This window comes from Wolbachia endosymbiont (group B) of Xanthorhoe designata (assembly GCF_964028585.1).
GTDB lineage: Bacteria > Pseudomonadota > Alphaproteobacteria > Rickettsiales > Anaplasmataceae > Wolbachia.
Window position 1 is genome coordinate 929586 of the sequence record NZ_OZ034794.1, and the last position, 16418, is coordinate 946003.

The 16418-nt window shown below is 33.8% G+C and carries 15 protein-coding genes and 2 pseudogenes; 8 read left to right on the forward strand and 9 right to left on the reverse strand.

Annotated features, from left to right (window positions below):
- Positions 1–220: 220 nt before the first annotated feature.
- A pseudogene (locus ABWU64_RS04445) lies at positions 221–380 on the reverse strand (IS481 family transposase); the annotation flags it as partial.
- Between the two features lie 232 nt (positions 381–612).
- On the opposite strand from ABWU64_RS04445, the gene ABWU64_RS04450 reads away from it, so the two are divergent.
- Together ABWU64_RS04450 and ABWU64_RS04455 are read left to right on the forward strand one after the other, a co-directional pair.
- The gene (locus ABWU64_RS04450) at positions 613–1335 is read left to right on the forward strand and encodes a hypothetical protein (protein ID WP_353279382.1); all 723 of its coding nucleotides are present in this window, start codon (positions 613–615) and stop codon (positions 1333–1335) included.
- A gap of 223 nt (positions 1336–1558) precedes the next feature.
- Positions 1559–2599 carry a hypothetical protein gene (locus tag ABWU64_RS04455; protein WP_341815792.1) on the forward strand — a complete coding sequence of 347 codons (1041 nt, stop codon included), beginning with the start codon at positions 1559–1561 and terminating at the stop codon, positions 2597–2599.
- Here ABWU64_RS04455 and ABWU64_RS04460 read toward each other — a convergent pair.
- Positions 2589–3113 (reverse strand): gamma carbonic anhydrase family protein, encoded by a 525-nt coding sequence (locus ABWU64_RS04460; RefSeq protein WP_015588396.1) that lies wholly within the window; start codon positions 3111–3113, stop codon positions 2589–2591. The two genes, ABWU64_RS04455 and ABWU64_RS04460, sit on opposite strands and share 11 nt — an antisense overlap.
- 115 nt (positions 3114–3228) lie before the next feature.
- Between ABWU64_RS04460 and secG the strand changes: the two genes are divergently transcribed.
- The 4 genes from secG (at position 3229) to ABWU64_RS04480 (ending at position 5904) form a co-directional block, all read left to right on the forward strand.
- Complete coding sequence (secG, locus tag ABWU64_RS04465) at positions 3229–3549, forward strand: preprotein translocase subunit SecG (RefSeq protein ID WP_007302593.1); 321 nt, start codon at positions 3229–3231, stop codon at positions 3547–3549.
- Positions 3549–5156: a CTP synthase gene (locus tag ABWU64_RS04470; protein WP_353279383.1), complete on the forward strand. Its 1608-nt coding sequence runs from the start codon at positions 3549–3551 to the stop codon at positions 5154–5156. Before secG ends, ABWU64_RS04470 begins: the two co-directional genes overlap by 1 nt.
- Before the next feature lie 86 nt (positions 5157–5242).
- Complete coding sequence (locus tag ABWU64_RS04475; RefSeq protein ID WP_225416300.1) at positions 5243–5479, forward strand: hypothetical protein; 237 nt, start codon at positions 5243–5245, stop codon at positions 5477–5479.
- 17 nt (positions 5480–5496) lie between these two features.
- Positions 5497–5904 carry a nucleoside deaminase gene (locus tag ABWU64_RS04480; RefSeq protein ID WP_010404879.1) on the forward strand — a complete coding sequence of 136 codons (408 nt, stop codon included), beginning with the start codon at positions 5497–5499 and terminating at the stop codon, positions 5902–5904.
- Between the two features lie 474 nt (positions 5905–6378).
- Here the strand turns inward: ABWU64_RS04480 and ABWU64_RS04485 are convergent, their stop codons facing one another.
- Positions 6379–7812 carry a hypothetical protein gene (locus ABWU64_RS04485; RefSeq protein WP_353279384.1) on the reverse strand — a complete coding sequence of 478 codons (1434 nt, stop codon included), beginning with the start codon at positions 7810–7812 and terminating at the stop codon, positions 6379–6381.
- Positions 7813–8241: 429 nt separating this feature from the next.
- Between ABWU64_RS04485 and ABWU64_RS04490 the strand changes: the two genes are divergently transcribed.
- Together ABWU64_RS04490 and ccmA are read left to right on the forward strand one after the other, a co-directional pair.
- Entirely contained in the window at positions 8242–8673 is a 432-nt protein-coding gene (locus tag ABWU64_RS04490; RefSeq protein ID WP_015588393.1) for a hypothetical protein, read from the forward strand.
- 3 nt (positions 8674–8676) lie between these two features.
- Entirely contained in the window at positions 8677–9300 is a 624-nt protein-coding gene (gene ccmA / locus ABWU64_RS04495) for a heme ABC exporter ATP-binding protein CcmA (RefSeq protein ID WP_015588392.1), read from the forward strand.
- Between the two features lie 15 nt (positions 9301–9315).
- Here ccmA and argS read toward each other — a convergent pair whose 3' ends face one another.
- The 6 genes and pseudogenes from argS to ubiE all read right to left on the reverse strand — a co-directional run bounded on the left by argS (position 9316) and on the right by ubiE (position 16391).
- Positions 9316–11022: an arginine--tRNA ligase gene (gene argS / locus ABWU64_RS04500; protein WP_353279386.1), complete on the reverse strand. Its 1707-nt coding sequence runs from the start codon at positions 11020–11022 to the stop codon at positions 9316–9318.
- Positions 11023–11240: 218 nt separating this feature from the next.
- Positions 11241–11783 (reverse strand): hypothetical protein, encoded by a 543-nt coding sequence (locus ABWU64_RS04505; RefSeq protein WP_353279388.1) that lies wholly within the window; start codon positions 11781–11783, stop codon positions 11241–11243.
- A gap of 205 nt (positions 11784–11988) precedes the next feature.
- Positions 11989–12772: pseudogene (locus ABWU64_RS04510) on the reverse strand (IS5 family transposase).
- Positions 12773–12819: 47 nt separating this feature from the next.
- Complete coding sequence (locus ABWU64_RS04515) at positions 12820–13383, reverse strand: hypothetical protein (RefSeq protein ID WP_353279390.1); 564 nt, start codon at positions 13381–13383, stop codon at positions 12820–12822.
- Between the two features lie 437 nt (positions 13384–13820).
- Positions 13821–15518 (reverse strand): ABC transporter ATP-binding protein, encoded by a 1698-nt coding sequence (locus ABWU64_RS04520; protein ID WP_341815787.1) that lies wholly within the window; start codon positions 15516–15518, stop codon positions 13821–13823.
- A gap of 174 nt (positions 15519–15692) precedes the next feature.
- The gene (ubiE, locus tag ABWU64_RS04525; protein ID WP_353274587.1) at positions 15693–16391 is read right to left on the reverse strand and encodes a bifunctional demethylmenaquinone methyltransferase/2-methoxy-6-polyprenyl-1,4-benzoquinol methylase UbiE; all 699 of its coding nucleotides are present in this window, start codon (positions 16389–16391) and stop codon (positions 15693–15695) included.
- Between the last annotated feature and the right edge of the window lie 27 nt (positions 16392–16418).

Here is a 16418-nt window from a genome sequence, read left to right on the forward strand (position 1 = left end):
GTCAGTTATAAATTACTGAATTTTACTAATAAATTCATTAGCCCTCTGCGAAAGAATATGTAACTAATGTAAGGATGAAAGAGGCTAAAATCCACGCCTCAAATTAACAAGATTTGCCATTATGGTTACCAGACACAACTTAACCTAGCAAGCAAGAATTAACTAACAGAAAAATTGAAAACTAATATCAGTCTCTTAATGTAATGCTACCAATATTTTTCTAAAAAGCAATATGTTTTCTATTCAGGAAAGTCTACATCGCCATAACAATATTTACTAGAATGAGGTCTTGTCTCACTGTAAAAACGCAACCAATGATCAACGTCTATCTGAAGATCTTCTAATAAATTGTAGATTGTTTTACAAAAAAAAGAGGAGTAAATGAGAGTTCAGTAACTTGATTATAGAGTTGTACTGCCTTTCCATATTGAAGCAAGTTGTTATTCCATCTCAAACCATAGCACAAAGTAAATACGTCAATTTACACTAAAATTATCTGTTTATGAGTTATATTATGTAAAGATACTATTTGACCTTGAGCTTTAAAGATATTATGTAATAGCATTATTTAATATGCGAGGTTTATTATGGTTAAAGTAAATGCAGGTGAAAATGCAAAAAAGCTCAAAGAAATTAAATTTCAGCTTATGTCACCAAAAAAGTCCAAAAGCAGTCAGTCTATGTCACCAAAAACGGAGTCAGAATTCTGGTGAAAAGCTATGGAATGCATTAGAATCATTAGAAGGTGCAAAAGCAGAGTTAAAAAAAAGAAAATTTGAAATAGAACTAAAAAAAGACGATGACATATCAGACGAAAGAATAGAAAAAGTAGTGGAATTGGAAAAGAAAATAGAAAAAGAGGTAGAAGAAATAGCAATGCCAATATCAATGTTACTACTTAAGGAAACAATAATAAAATTACAAGGAATAAAAATAATAAATTTTGTTAAAAAAGTAGAAAAACAAGCAAAAGAAATGCAAGAATTATGTAATAAACTAGAATTCAATGCTGAAATAAAAGAAGAAGATCTAAATAAGCTCAAGGGCATAAAAAAAGAATCAGAAAAGTATTACAAAGAGTTAGTAAGCTGTACGTCTAATGCGAACCCGATAATGTTGCACACTGCTGTTATTGGTGTTGGTCTTGCTGTTGGACTGGTAGCAAGTACTGTACTTGCACATACAACTAGACTAAGTCTGTTAGCAATAATTGTCATAGCCACAGCATCTGCACTCGTATCTGGTGGTGCTACATATGAAGCACTAAGACCTAATACTAAAGTAGATGAATCAAGAGAATCATATATAAGTAGCACTAGTCATTCACTTCCTTAATCTGATGGATAAAATTTTATTAATTTTTTTTAAGTTGCTTCTAAAAGGAGAAGGTCAATGATGTTCTCCTCACTGATTTGGTTAAAATGCAGAAAACGCCTATGTCAAAATTTACACAGATGTTAAGTGCTGCCACTAATTCCCAGTTAGTACAATTTGTGTATCTTATTGACATATTTAATTTATTCTGTTACAATTTTTAGTAGTTAGATGGGGCAAAACAATGAAGAGTTTTAAATGGCTACTTAATCAAGTCAGACTTTCATGGATTAGCTTAATATCAAAAGTAAAGAGCTTTTTTCAAACTAACGATACACATCATCAAACAACTGCTAGAAATGGAAATGACCATACAAAAAAAATAAGTATAGAGAATAAAATAGAAACGAAAGGTAATGAGATTGATTTAGAGGATGTGTTTGAGGATGCTCTAACAGGAGAAGAGCTAGATGAAAAAGAATTTTTTTATGCTGTTGAAAGTTTTGATGAACAGGAAGTTAATGCTAATAGAGAAAAAAAGGAATATGAAAAAAATAAGTACTATAGTCTACAAGATGGTCTACAAGAAAAAAATGAATTTGATCACACAACGCACACTCTTACACTTGCTTTTGAAATTGAAAAGCCATTTCCAGACTCTGACTTTAGTAAATTTAAATTGTGCGAGCTTAAGCAAAATGGTGGTAAATATACATTTACTCTAGAGGATGACCAGAAAAATCGTATAGAGCTACACTCTGAATACCTTAATATGTATTTTCCTAAGTATTTTGAGAAACACAGTAAAAAAGAAGCATACACTGAACTTTTTTCTCAAGAAGAGAATGGAATTAGCAATGATATTATCATCCCATTACAAGTGCCAAAAGAGGTAGGGATACTTACTGAAAAGTTCAGATGGATGAATCCCATAAGAGCAATGATACAGTCAAAAATACCAGATTTTCCAGAAGATATAGATCTAAAAGATTGTAAAGACGATGTAAATTTCTCTCTTAACTCGAACAATACTATGTCTTTTTCTCTAAAATCAGCAAAAGCACAATATGCAGCTATGCTATCAGGTACTCCAACAGAAACAAACTGGCCAATAAAGGATATTCTAGTCAGAGGTAGTTTTATTAATCAGCATATTGATAAGCAAACTAGAGTTGAAAAAGTGATTGAGCCTTATATTGATAAGCATTCTATAGTTGAAGAAACTTTTGAAGTAGTTAACGTAGAATGTCCATCAGAGCTGAAGATTTCTCAACCTAGCATATAGCCTTATATTCTTTCATCAGCATGATATAATTTTGTGCAGATTGTGTAATATGTTTAATTTCCTCATCTGACATTTTTTTGAAGAATTGTGCTGGCCTGCCAGCCCATACTTCACCACTTTTTATCACTTTTCCATGTGTCACCAGTGAACCAGCAGCTACCATAGCTTCAGACTCCACAATCGCATGATCCATTATAACAGAGCCCATACCAATAAATGCTTTATCATGTATCGTGCATGCATGTAACACACAAAAATGTCCAACCGTCACCATACTACCAATAATCGTGTCACCGCCTGGATTTCTATCTACATGAATTACGGTGCCATCTTGAATATTCGTTTCATCACCTATTTTGATTGATCCAACATCTCCTCTGATCACACAATTAAACCAGATACTCGCATTCCTTCCTATTTCAACGTTACCTATGATACGCACACCATCTGCGATAAAAGAACTTTCATCCATTTTTGGTTCATAATCTTTGTATTTTAAAATGTGATAGCTCATAATTTAAATAAGGTTTAATACATACTTGGATTCCAGTAGTCAAGTTACTCGGGTAAAGATATTCTTGACTTATGATCCTTATGCTCCTAAAATTTTTATTTTAGCTCTATTCATAATGTCAGTAACAGTACTTAGTGTACTTCAAATAATATTAGTTGTTGTATTGGTAATTTTAGTGCTCCTGCAGCCACCTGGAAGTAGTTCATTAAGTGGCTTTAGTAATTCACAACAGGGAATGAATTCAATAATTCCGGTAAAGTCTTCTGAAAATCCACTCAGTAGAATAACTTCTATAGTTGCTGGACTGTTCATTATAAATACACTGTTACTATCAGGATTATGTTCAAAAGATGTACATAAAAAATCAATTGCAGAGAAGATTATATCAGAAAAGAAGCAAGAAGGCCAATCAACTTCTGTTCCATTTGAAAATTAATGAAAGAAACCAAGTTTATCTTTGTTACAGGTGGAGTTGTTTCATCACTTGGTAAGGGTTTAGTTGCTTCAAGTGTGGGAGCACTTCTTCAAGCTCATGGATTCAATATTCGCATCAGAAAGCTTGACCCATATCTCAACATTGATCCTGGAACAATGAGCCCAGCTCAGCACGGGGAAGTATTTGTTACTGAGGATGGTGCTGAAACTGATTTAGACCTTGGACATTACGAGCGTTTTACTAAAATTAAAGCAACCAAGGACGACAATATAACAACTGGTAAAGTATATAATAAATTATTAAAGAAGGAAAGGTGTGGTGATTATCTAGGCAAAACTGTGCAAATCATTCCTCATGTGACAGATTTAATCAAATCTTTCATTTTTAATGGTACAGAAGATTTAGATTTTGTAATATGCGAAATAGGCGGAACCGTAGGTGATATTGAAAGCCAACCGTTTTTGGAAGCTATACGCCAAGTTAATTATAAACTAGGAAAGCAAAAAGTTATCCTTATTCACTTAACTTTAATACCATATCTCACTGCAGCACAAGAATTAAAGACAAAACCGACACAGCATTCAGTTCGAGAGTTAAATTCTGCGGGGTTACAACCAGATATTATATTATGTCGCAGTGAAAAAGAAATTTCCGATAATCAAAAAGAAAAGATAGCCAATCTTTGCAATGTTTCTTTATCTAACGTAATACCTGCTCCTGATGTAAACCATATATACGAGTTACCGTCCTTGTATAATCAATGTGGGCTCGGGACACAAATTTTGGATCACTTTCACTTAAGTAAGCCAAAACCAAGCTTACCTGAATGGGACCAAATAGTACACTCTATGAAACATCCAACACAAGAAGTTATCGTTTCCATAGTAGGAAAATATACTGAATTTCCTGACGCATATAAATCACTGATTGAAGCATTAAACCATGGTGCAATTAGTAATAAAGCTAGAGTGAAGATAAATTGGGTCAACTCAAGAGAAGAGAATGGAAAATCTATAGATGCAAAGTTTATCAGAGAAAAATTACAAAGCTCTAATTCAGTCCTTGTTCCAGGAGGATTTGGTGATAATGGAATAGAAGGTAAAATATTAGCAATAAACTATGCCCGTGTAAATAACATTCCTTTTTTAGGAATATGTCTTGGTATGCAGCTTGCAGTGATTGAATTTGCTCGTAACGTTATTAAGCTTGAAGATGTACACTCTGAAGAATTTTATACTTGCAAACACCAAATCATCAAGCTCGCTGATGGTAAGAACGTTGATCTTGGTGGAACCATGAGACTTGGAACATACAAGTGTAATGTAAGTCCAAATTCAAAAATGGCAAATGTGTATAGTAGTGTCACTATTTCAGAAAGACACAGACACAGATATATAGTTAATTTAGATTATAAAAATAACTTAGAAGAGAATGGAATGATATGCAGTGGTATATCAGAAGATAAAACATGCATAGAGGCAGTGGAGCTAAAAAATCACTCATGGTTTATTGGTGTGCAATTTCATCCAGAATTTCAATCAAGACCATTTTCTCCTCATCCTCTCTTTACATCATTTATTAAGGCAGCTATTGACAATAGAGTTTAATAGAACTTAATAAACTCTATTCTAATAGAGAGGTAAAAAATGTTACTAAGAAATAGTAAACATATGGATCTGCGACCTTCGAGGAATTGAATAGGCATGTAGAACAAATAATATATAAATTAGAAGAGGATCAAATTATAGAGGATATAATGGAAGAAGTAGTTATAGCTATAAACGAACTAAAATCGGTAGAAGAAATAAAAAAATATTTAAAGCGAGAAATAGATAGCCTTGTAAAAAGGACAATAGTCCTTAGTGAATTCTATAACTTAGAAAAAATAGAAAAGCCAAGAAAAGAAAATTATATTTACCCAAGCACCTAATGTTTAAGTACCAATACATGGAACTTGCCATAGAGCAAGCAAAACTTGCTCAGAAAGATGGCGAAGTGCCAATAGGTGCTGTAATAGTTAATGGAAACAATATCATCTCCTCTGCACACAATATATCTAATGATCCAACTGCACATGCAGAAATGTTAACAATTAGACAAGCATTTTCAACTTCCACGCTTTATGAAGCTGAAATGTACGTAACGTTAGAGCCGTGCCCGATGTGCGCTCAAGCTATCTCTTTTGCAAAAATTAAACGTCTGTACTTCGGGGCTTACAATCCCAAGGGTGGAGGAGTTGAAAATGGCACTAGAATATTTCAATTCTGTAACCACATACCTGAAGTTTATGGTGGAATATTAGAAACAAAATGTTCTCTTTTGTTAAAAGATTTCTTTGAGAAATTGAGAACTTAGTTTAAGATGTGTGAGATTGTTTCAATATTTTTTGAGTAAAATCTGTATTATAACTCTTTCGTATATTTGACCAATTTGCTCATGCAACTTACATAAGGGATGTTATTACGATAACTCCGTTGCAGAAAAGTTTACTCAAAAGGGAGCTTCTTATTGATACTTCTCAACGTTCTGTTCAACAAACTAGAACTTCCATATTTGAATACGTAGAAATTAGATTTCTTACACTACTGGAATTTAAAGAGTTCCAGCGCGTAACGCTGGAATCTAGATTTTCTTGCTAAATCCCAGACTGGCTGGTTATGCAAGAAATCTATTTTTTATCATAAATAACTTAAATATTATATTATAAACTCTGCTAAATTTATTCTCACAACAAAAACTTCTTCTCTACTTTTTTTTTGAGTAAGGTCACCAATTCTATTTTTCTACAAAAATGTTCTCTGAGCTGAAAAGCCCAGAAAACATTTAGTCTTATATAAAATTAGTATCATCAGAAACAGAATTATCTTCATAGTAAGGACTCGCTCTTTGCGTATCATCAAAAACAGTTTTTAATAATACTTCCTTATCAGTATCCCATGCAACTTTCTTCATAATTGCATTATAATCTTTACAATTTTGATCATTTCCACAGTCCTTGATTTTACCATTAGCCTTTAGATAAGGCTTTAATAAATTATATTGTATTTGAGTATTATTGCCCTCTTTATCTATCATTTGTCCTGAGTTATTAACAAGTATAAATGGTGAAACTTGTTTTGCTTTTATAACACTTATTCCACCGGATTTTCTAATGAGATCAGGACATGATTCTCTAGAAAACAAGTTCTTGTTGCATTCCATATTATTAAAGAAAACGTCATAGTAACAGAAACTCTTAATTTTATCGTCCTGACAGGATAACTCTTGTGGATTACTCACACATTGACCACATTTCATATTACTAAAACTGGCTGCTGAATCAATATCCCCTGTAAAGGCAAATTTAAAATTTACTGCACCATAATGACCATCTGTTCCCTTTTCTATATGTTTTGCAATTCTAGGATTACTGTACATCTCAGGATACAATTCCCTGAGTAAATCAGATGTATTAAAACCTTGATGACCTATCTTATTATTCGCTTGATAGTAACGAGCATACACTCCACAATTTTCTTGCTCGGAATGATTTGGGGTTATTTCTTGTGATGTAATTTCTCCACTTTCATTCCCTCCCTTAATACTAGGTTTATCTGTATCGATTCTTTTCTCATTTTTACATTCTTCAGCTGCTTTTTTATACCACTCAGTCTCTGCTTTTGCCATGTTAATTTTACACTTTAAAAGTTCTTCTTTTACTCCTTCAATCTTACTCTGCATCACTTCTTCTTTCTCCTGTTCAATTTTGCACCTCAAAACTTCCTCTTTTGCTAATTTAGCTTCTAATTTTGCTTGTTCAGCTTCTGCTTTAATATCATCACATTTTTCCTGATTAATTGCCTGTCCACCGTTTTCTTTCATCTTCTCAGCATCTTTTTTACACTGTATTAACTCATCTTTTGCTGCCTCAGCTTCATTCTTAGTTTGTTCTACCTTCTCTCTTTCTTCTTTAGCCTGGTTTTTAAACTTCTCAGCTTCTGCTTTTGCTGTCTTAGCTTCATTTTTAGTTTGTTCTACCTTCCCTTTCTCTTCTTGAACCTGTAACTTTAATTTACTAGTTTCTGCTTCAGCATTTCCAATTTCTTCTTGCAATTCCGCAGTACCTTTTGTACACTTTACTAACTTATCTTTTACCTTCTCAGTTTCATCTCTACAGTCACGAAGTAAATCTCCTTCTAATTCATCATCATCTTCACCATAAAAAAGTTTGTTGGCATATAAATTACTATTATTAACTTGATCGCTATAGATATTGTTTGACATTGTGACCTCCTATACAGTCAAAACTGGAATTAAATTAGAGTGTAAAAGCTAATCATTCAACATGGGTAAAAGAAACCACAGTTCAGAAAATCTCAGGTTAACTCAGAAATTATTATAAGCCAAAATAATTAAAAATTTTATAACTTATATTATAGATCTAGCATGATAACCAACAATTATTCAATTTCCACCTTACTCACCAGCTTGATACAGTCCATCTTTATTTATTAGAGAGCCGTGATTCCTCTACTCTCCAATGATTAATCACTTGTCAGTTTTGAGTGTAGTAGTTGATAGCCTGTACGTAAATACGTTGCTTTTGTCCTTTAGAAATTTTTAGTCTACTATCTTTATCCAGAAAAAAATTGTAAAATTTCTATAGTTATGGTATAATTATAAATACCGCTTGCCAATAAGCTGAGTATAAAAATGCCGTTCGGACAAATCATTATATACAGTACGGAACTACTTGCTGTAATTGCAGTATTTCTCTTTTTGAGAAAAATATACAAAAATCATATTAGAAAAATTATATTTCCTCTAAAAGTTCTCAAAGAAGAGTGGGAAGAAAATAGAAGATTTAATGAATTATATCAAAAAAATAAGCAAAAAGAGTTGATGAAACAACAGGAAATGCTAAGGGAGAAACAAAAGAATATGCAAGTTTACAAAGAAGATCTAGAAATAGTTGATATAGCAAAACCGTTAGGCAAATGGACAAAGATGGTTATGATGGGTAATAGTTTAATGAAACATTTTGCGCAATTGATACACAAAGAAAGTGATAAGAAAGGATTTTGGGAGCTATTTATAAAAGCTCAGTCTTCAACTAAGGGTAAATATAAAGGAAAAGGCAGATAATCCATGCTTGAATGTAAAAATCTATCCTGTGCTCGTAATAACAAAGTATTATTTAAAAACCTCAATTTTAAAGCTGAGCCAAAATCAAAAATCTTAATCACTGGTCCAAATGGTAGCGGCAAAACCAGCTTAATCAGAAGTTTATCTGGACTCTTACCACCAGTATCAGGCAATATAAGATACTGCGGAAAAGACATATATGATGACCCCAAATCCTTTATACCTTCCATGGTCTACATAGGGCATAAGAACGCTTGTAAAGATAGCTCAACAGTTGGTGAAAACATACAATTCTGGGCAAGAATACGGAACACTAGAGAATTAGTTATGGCAGCTGCTTATTGTTTAGAGTTGCAACCTGTATTTAACATTAGATATGGTGAACTTTCTGCAGGTTGGAAAAGAAGAGTTGCGCTTGCTCGCCTCTTAATTTCTAATGCAAACGTTTGGCTGATAGACGAACCATTTTGTAATCTTGATAGCACAACATGTGAATTAGTATTGAACCTAATCTCAATACGCTCTGAGCAGAACGGTATAGTAATTATTACAGGACATAGCTCTACAGAACAATTGTGTGACTTCAAGACAATCGATATACGTGATTTTAACAGACCTCTTGTATAATTTTTGGCCTTAAAATTAACTCATCTCTTTCAAAGGCTCTATATTAAAAATAGAAAGCCCAGAAGCGATTACGTGCGCTAAGGCTTGGACGAGAAACATTCTTGCAGCGGTGAGGTTCAAGTTATCTTCTAGTATGAACCGCATGTTTAAATCACTTTTGCCATACCCCCATAAAACGTGAAACGCTTCTGCAACTTCAAGTAAGTAGAAAGTAATTCTATGTGGCTCACAAAGCCTTGCAGATATTCCTACCACATCTGGCCACTTTGCTAAGGTTTTTATGAGGAAGAGCTCCCCATCGGTCTTTAAAAGTGAAGGATCTGCTGTTGGAAGCTCTTTTGGAGCATTACGCATTAATGAGTGAGCACGAGCATGGGCATATTGCACGTAAAAAATAGGGTTGTCTCTTGATTGTTCTTTTACTTTAACAAAATCAAAGTCCAAGACCATATCATTCTTGCGTGTTAACATTATAAAACGAGTGATATCCATGCCAACCTCTTCCACCACATCCCTGGCTGTAAGAAAGTTCCCTGATCTTTTGGACATTTTAACAGGTTTGCCATTTTCAAAAAAATTCACAATATTATGCAGTTTTACCTCTATCTTTGCTTGATCATCACTTAGCGCCGAGACAACTGCTTTTAGCCTTTTGACATAACCACCGTGATCACTACCAAGCTCTACGATCATATTGTTAAAACCACGTGATATCTTATCGAAATGATAAGCGATATCTGAGGCAAAATAAGTCCAGCTACCATCCTCTTTTTTCAGTGCGCGGTCAACATCATCGCCAAATTTTGTAGAACGAAATAACATTTCTTTTCTGGAAGTCCAACTTTCACTTTCTTTGCCTTTTGGTTTCTCTAGGTACCCTTCATACACCAAACCCTTGTCAGATAATATCTTTATACTCTCTTCGATTTTGCCATTTTTTTGTAGCTCATACTCTGAAGTAAAAATATCATGATTGACTCCAAGCAAGCTCATGTCCTCCTTTATAAGTTCTAAGATAGAACTTAAAGTATATTCTCTAATTACTCGATTATCTTCCTCTTCTCTAAGCTCCTTGCCATATTTTTTAGCTAGCCCCTCCCCTATTGGTTTTAAATATTCACCTGGGTATAAACCTTTTTCGATGCTAATTTTTTCTCCCAGAGCTTCCTTATACCGCAAATATACTGACTTTATTAGTGTATCTATCTGCGCTCCAGCATCATTAATATAGTATTCCTTAGTAACTTTATAACCAACTTTTTTCAATAAATTTGCCAGAACGTCACCAAATACTGCCCCTCTTGCATGACCAATATGTACTGGCCCAGTTGGATTTGCAGATACAAACTCAACATTGATGGCTTGATTGTTCCCTATATCTAGGGTGCCAAACTCTGTTTTCAGCTCATTTATTTGTTTTAAAATTCCATGCCATACTTCTATTTTAAAGTGCATGTTGATGAACCCAGGGCCCGCCATTTCCACTTTTGCAACTGGATCAAAAAGCTCAAACTCTTTAGCTAAAACTTCTGCGATTTCAATGGGATTCTTCTTTTCATGTTTTGCAAGCACCATAGCAACATTTGTATAGATATCACCATGTGCTCTATTGCTTGGAGGCTCTACGATAAAATTTTCTGCACTTGTGCTTATAACACCCGTTTGCTTTAATTCACCTAATTTGCCAAAAATTAGAGAAAAAATCCGCTTAAAAATGCTCATTCACTATACTGTTATAAAATCTATAGCAGTATAGCGGACAAGTGGGGCTAGTTGAAGAGTTATCTCATATCAGTTGTTTATACTTGTTTGAAGTATGTATTTTTAAAGGATTGTTAAGAGACAATTAGTGGATAGAGATGCATAGCATGCATCTCTATCCATAGTGAATAATTTACACTACTTATTGACAGTACGGCTGTACGATGTAGGAAAGCCAATTAGTAGAAATATTCAAAATGCCCTGGATGCACTGTATCAGGTAACACATCGTACATCATCTTATGGCCACAGTGATTCCATCCTGCATCGTAACTACTATGACATGGACTGCCATGATAATGCTTGGAATGCGAGAGACCATCGATTATAGGCTTGAACTCACATATTACAGGTTTTACCTCATTTACTGTAGGCTTTTTCTCATCTATTAAAGATTTAACCGCATCCGTTATAGATTGTTTCATTCCTTCTATTGCAGATTTAACCTCATTTTCTGTCTGTTTTTTCTCATTTATCGTTTTAACCTCATTTGTGATGAGTGTCTTAATCTCACCTACTGTAAGCTTTTCTTCGTGTACCGTAGGTTTTTTCTCATCTAACGTAGGTATAACCTTATCTATTATGAGTTTAATTTCATCCATTATAGGTTTCCACTCACTTTCTATAGATTTTTCTTTACCTACTTTGTCATCAATCTTAGGTTTAACTTCATCCATTATAAGCTTTATTCCATCTACTATAAGTTCTTTGATCTCATTCATGATAGACTTTTCTTCATCTACAGTAGGCTGTTCTACATCAACCTTAGATTCATCCGTTATAACTTTTATTTCACCTATAAGTTCTTTGATCTTATCTATTAAAGGTTTAACCTTATCACTTGTAGCTTTTTCTTTGTCTTCTGTATCATCAACTTTAGGTTTAACCCCATCAATTATAACTTTTATTTCTCCTATAAGAGCCTGTTCATAATCTTTTCAGAAGCAAAGCAGCGAAAGCAAGAACGACCATTTGCAGGCTAGTGTTGAGTTTCCGCTCGCAATTTTTCCACAATCGCCTACATTTTTGCAACCAAGCAAAAGATCTCTCAACAACCCATCTTTTCGGCAATACGACAAAGGTGTGTAATTCGCTTCACCTCAACAGTTGCACCAATAGTTACTTTCATCTGTGTTGCAAAATTTTCTCCTGTGTAGCCAGCATCAACTAGTATATTTTTAACTTCAGATAGGTTTTCTTTAGCATTTTTAACCATTCTCACAGCGCTACTACGATCAGTTATTTCTGCCGTTGTTATATAAATTGCGTGGGGTAAACCTTGTGTATCTACCGCAATATGGCGTTTTATTCCTGAAACCTTTTTGCCTGCATCATAGCCTTTTTCTTCAGCAGTATCTGCATTTTTTACGCTTTGTGCATCAATTATGCAGAAGCTGGTTTTTTCTTTCCGACCATTGTTTTGTCGGACCACGCCAACTATTTTTTTTAATACCAGCTCCAGAACACTTTCTTTATTTGCATCTGCTTTTTCACTCCACTTCTTAAAATAGTCGTAACAATTCCGCCATTTTGGAAACTCTTTTGGTAACATTCTCCACTGGCAGCCACTTTTTAAGACGTATAACACTCCACAAAATACATGATATAAATCAAGTGTTCTTGGCTTTGTCCTCTTCCTGCAAGACTCCAGATCTGCTACAATAATCTCAAACTTTTCTCGACTTATATCACTTGGATATAAACTTCGCATATCCTACTTTATATACTTTATCCTCTCATTCTATCCCTTTTTTGAGATCACGTACAGGCTCTAAGTTCTTTGACCTCATCTATTAAAGATTTAGCTTCATCAACCGTAGGCTTTCCTTTGCCATCTGTTTCGACATCATCTCCTGAAGATTCATCTTCATCAACCGTAGGCTGTTTTACACCAACCTCAGGTTCATCCGTTATAACTTTTATTTTTTCTATAAGTTCTTCGAACTCATCCATGACAGACCTTCCTTCATCTATAGTAAGCTGTTTTAAATCAACATTAGCTTCACCCATTATAACTTTTATTTCACCTATAAGTCCTTTTAAATCATTAATGATAGAATTTTTTTCATCTACATCAACTTTATCCATTAAAACTTTTATTTTTTCTATACATTCTTTGGTATCATCTATTAAAGGTTTAACCTTACCACTTGTAGCTTCTTCTTCACCAACCTTAGCTTCATTCGTTACAACTTTTATTTCACCTATAAGTCCTTTGATCTTATCTATTAAAAGTTCAACCTCATCTTTAATTTCACCTGCATATACAGCAAGACTTCTTTTATATAATACAGATTTATCTGTATTGATATTTTTGGGCATAAAAACCTCCTAAAATTGTTATATAAAGTTAAATAAAATAAGAAAACTTACTATAAACTGACAGTCTGCCATGTTTTCAAGCAAGTTTATTACAACATGATTCAAAAATAATTTTCTAATAGAGAAACCCTAATCCATCATAAGAATTGTGGAATGTATCATGATAATTGTAATGTGGGCTGCAATGATTATGACATGAGCCAAAGTTGCTATTATGTGAATTAGGTACATTTGCAAGTATATAAGGCTGCGCATGGATCAATCCTGATGCTTTTATTAATGCATGAGAAGCCATATATTGTTGTGGTGAAATATTACGAGTACAAGCCATAATGATCCTTAAAAAATACTATGATATTATTATAAGCTAAAATAATTAATAAAATAATAATCTAGATACTAAATCTAGTATGACTCAAATTTTCTTTCAACTTCTACTATATCTTCACCAATTTTGCATACAGCCCATCTTTACTCATTAGAGAGTCATGAGTTCCTACTTCTTCTACTTTTCCGTGATTAATCACTATAATCTTGTCAGTTTTGAGTGCGGTTGACAGTCTGTGCGTAATTATAATTGTTGTTCTGTTTTGCATCAACTTGCTAAGTGCTTTTTGCACGAGGCTTTCACTTTTATAGTCGAGGGCGGAAGTTGCTTCATCAAGTATTAAAACCTGAGGGTTTTTAAGTATTGCTCTTGCTATTATGATGCGTTGTTTTTGTCCTTCAGAAAGTTTCAGTCCTCTTTTTCCTACAAATGTATCAAATTTATCCGGTAGCTTATCAATAAATTCCATCGCATAAGCGCTGATAGCAGCTCGCCTGACTTCCTTATATTCAGCACCCGGTTTGCCATATAGTATATTTTCCATTATTGAGCAAGAAAATATCATGTGATCTTGTGGTACTAAGCCAAACAGCGATCTTAGATCATTTAGCGCAATTGTCTTAATATTCTGTCCATCGATAGTAATACTGCCTTCACTTGGATCGTGAAAACGGAGCAGAAGCTTTAAAATGGTGCTCTTGCCACTGCCAGATGGTCCAACAATTGATACTGATTGGCCTGCCTCTATAGAAAATGATACGTTATTTAATGCTGGCTTATCAGCATAAAAAAATGTTACATCGTTAAACGCAATTTCTTTTTGAATACTATCAATTCTTATAGGATTTTCGCCATTTACTATAGAGCTTTTCATGTTCGTAAACTCAAACAAACGCTCTACAATTCCAAGACCTCGTTGTAGGTCACTGACGTTATCGCTCAAATTGTTGACAGCTCCTGCCGCAAGCGCCGAATAAAACACAAATGAGGAGAGTTCTCCAATAGTTATATTATTGCTTAAGACTTCTTTTATTCCAAAAAAAAGCAAAATAACTAGCGAACCTATCACACACGTGATAACTAGAGTTACTAAAATAGCACGCAAGAGTACTAATTTTACGTATGATTTTGATACTGAGTTTAGATGTTTCTGAAAACGAATTTTTTCATTTTCTTCTAGTACAAATGATTTAATGGTTACTATAGATCTAAAATTTTCCTCACTAAATGATGCAAGCTCACTTAATTTATCCTGAGCAAAGCGTGCATAATTGCGAACTTTTTTTCCAAGTGAAGTCATGATAATGAGCAGTATGGGTATTATTGCAGCTGCATATGCGGTTAAATGTAGATTTGTGTATAACAGCATTGCAACACTACCAGTTAGTACCACCGCATTCCTCAATATTGTCAATAAGCTGCTGTTTATTATCGATTGCAATGCAGAGGTATCAGTAATTAATGCTGAGATAACATCTTGCACACCTATATTCTCAAAGAAACTTGGTTGTAAATCAGTAATACTGCTATATAAGTCATATCTGATTCTTGCGACAACTTTTTCGCTGCCAATGCCAATGAAATATAACCGAATAAATGCAGTGAAAGAAATGCCTAAAACTATCAGTATTGCAACTACGAGCTTGGTAGTAAAGTTATGCTCTGCGCCAGAATCAATTATGTTGCTTAAGCCCCTACCAAAAAGAAGAATCGTTAAAGCTGAAAATAGAACTGCAATAAAAGCTATGCTAAAATAATGTAGACTAGGTTTTATATAGTAAAATAGCTGCTTAATGTTAGATCGCATTTTATTTTAAAGTTAAGTATTTAGCTTCAGGAAAAAGTTACAATATTAGTTTACAGTGTACTTCGTTAGAGCAATACGTTCAAGAAACTTTAGCTTGATTTCTACTGAAGGAAAAACGCTGCGAAATTACAGAAAGTTAGCAAAAAAACTACTGAATAGACCAGAGTTTAATATTCATTTTGTTCCAATATGTAATGCTACTATTCCATAGCTCATATTATAGAACTCAACATTCTTAAAGCCTATCTCTTCAATTTCCATTTTAAAATTAGTTTGAGTTGGAAATTCTCTGATACTTTTCACTAAATATTCATAAGAACCCTTATCTTTAGCAACTATGCTACCAATTTTAGGAATTACTTTAAATGAGTATAAGTCATAAAATTTGGTGAATATCTCATTTTGATAATGCATAGGGGCAAATTCCAAGCAGACAAATTGTCCATTTGGCTTTAGTACCCTATATGCTTCACTTAAAGCCTTCTTACGGTCGGAAAAGTTTCGAATACCAAAAGCTACCGTATAATAATCAAATTCGGAATCTTCAAATGGTAAACTCTCTGCATTTGCACATACCCAATTGAAATTTAGCTGATTTGAATTTATAGCTTTATCACGCCCTTTGTCCAGCATGTTTTGATTTATATCACATACTGTAACTTGAGCACTTGGCTCCCCTCTTGCTATTCTTATAGCTATATCTCCGGTTCCTCCAGCAATATCCAAAACCTTGGAGTTCTTTTTAAAATGCACACTACTTACCATCTTCTCTTTCCATAGCCTGTGAATTCCAAGGCTCATTATATCATTCATAATGTCGTAGCGATTTGCTACAGAATCGAAAACCTCTTTAACTAGTTGTGATTTATCCATATTTTATATAGAGATTGCTTACATAAT

Coding starts and splice junctions, on each gene's coding strand:
- ABWU64_RS04450 (WP_353279382.1), top strand. CDS start 613: ATGCAAAAAAGCTCAAAGAAATTAAATTTCAGCTTATGTCACCAAAAA.
- ABWU64_RS04455 (WP_341815792.1), top strand. CDS start 1,559: ATGAAGAGTTTTAAATGGCTACTTAATCAAGTCAGACTTTCATGGATT.
- ABWU64_RS04460 (WP_015588396.1), bottom strand. CDS start 3,113: ATGAGCTATCACATTTTAAAATACAAAGATTATGAACCAAAAATGGAT.
- secG (WP_007302593.1), top strand. CDS start 3,229: ATGTCAGTAACAGTACTTAGTGTACTTCAAATAATATTAGTTGTTGTA.
- ABWU64_RS04470 (WP_353279383.1), top strand. CDS start 3,549: ATGAAAGAAACCAAGTTTATCTTTGTTACAGGTGGAGTTGTTTCATCA.
- ABWU64_RS04480 (WP_010404879.1), top strand. CDS start 5,497: ATGGAACTTGCCATAGAGCAAGCAAAACTTGCTCAGAAAGATGGCGAA.
- ABWU64_RS04485 (WP_353279384.1), bottom strand. CDS start 7,812: ATGTCAAACAATATCTATAGCGATCAAGTTAATAATAGTAATTTATAT.
- ABWU64_RS04490 (WP_015588393.1), top strand. CDS start 8,242: ATGCCGTTCGGACAAATCATTATATACAGTACGGAACTACTTGCTGTA.
- ccmA (WP_015588392.1), top strand. CDS start 8,677: ATGCTTGAATGTAAAAATCTATCCTGTGCTCGTAATAACAAAGTATTA.
- argS (WP_353279386.1), bottom strand. CDS start 11,022: ATGAGCATTTTTAAGCGGATTTTTTCTCTAATTTTTGGCAAATTAGGT.
- ABWU64_RS04505 (WP_353279388.1), bottom strand. CDS start 11,783: ATGAATGAGATCAAAGAACTTATAGTAGATGGAATAAAGCTTATAATG.
- ABWU64_RS04515 (WP_353279390.1), bottom strand. CDS start 13,383: ATGCCCAAAAATATCAATACAGATAAATCTGTATTATATAAAAGAAGT.
- ABWU64_RS04520 (WP_341815787.1), bottom strand. CDS start 15,518: ATGCGATCTAACATTAAGCAGCTATTTTACTATATAAAACCTAGTCTA.
- ubiE (WP_353274587.1), bottom strand. CDS start 16,391: ATGGATAAATCACAACTAGTTAAAGAGGTTTTCGATTCTGTAGCAAAT.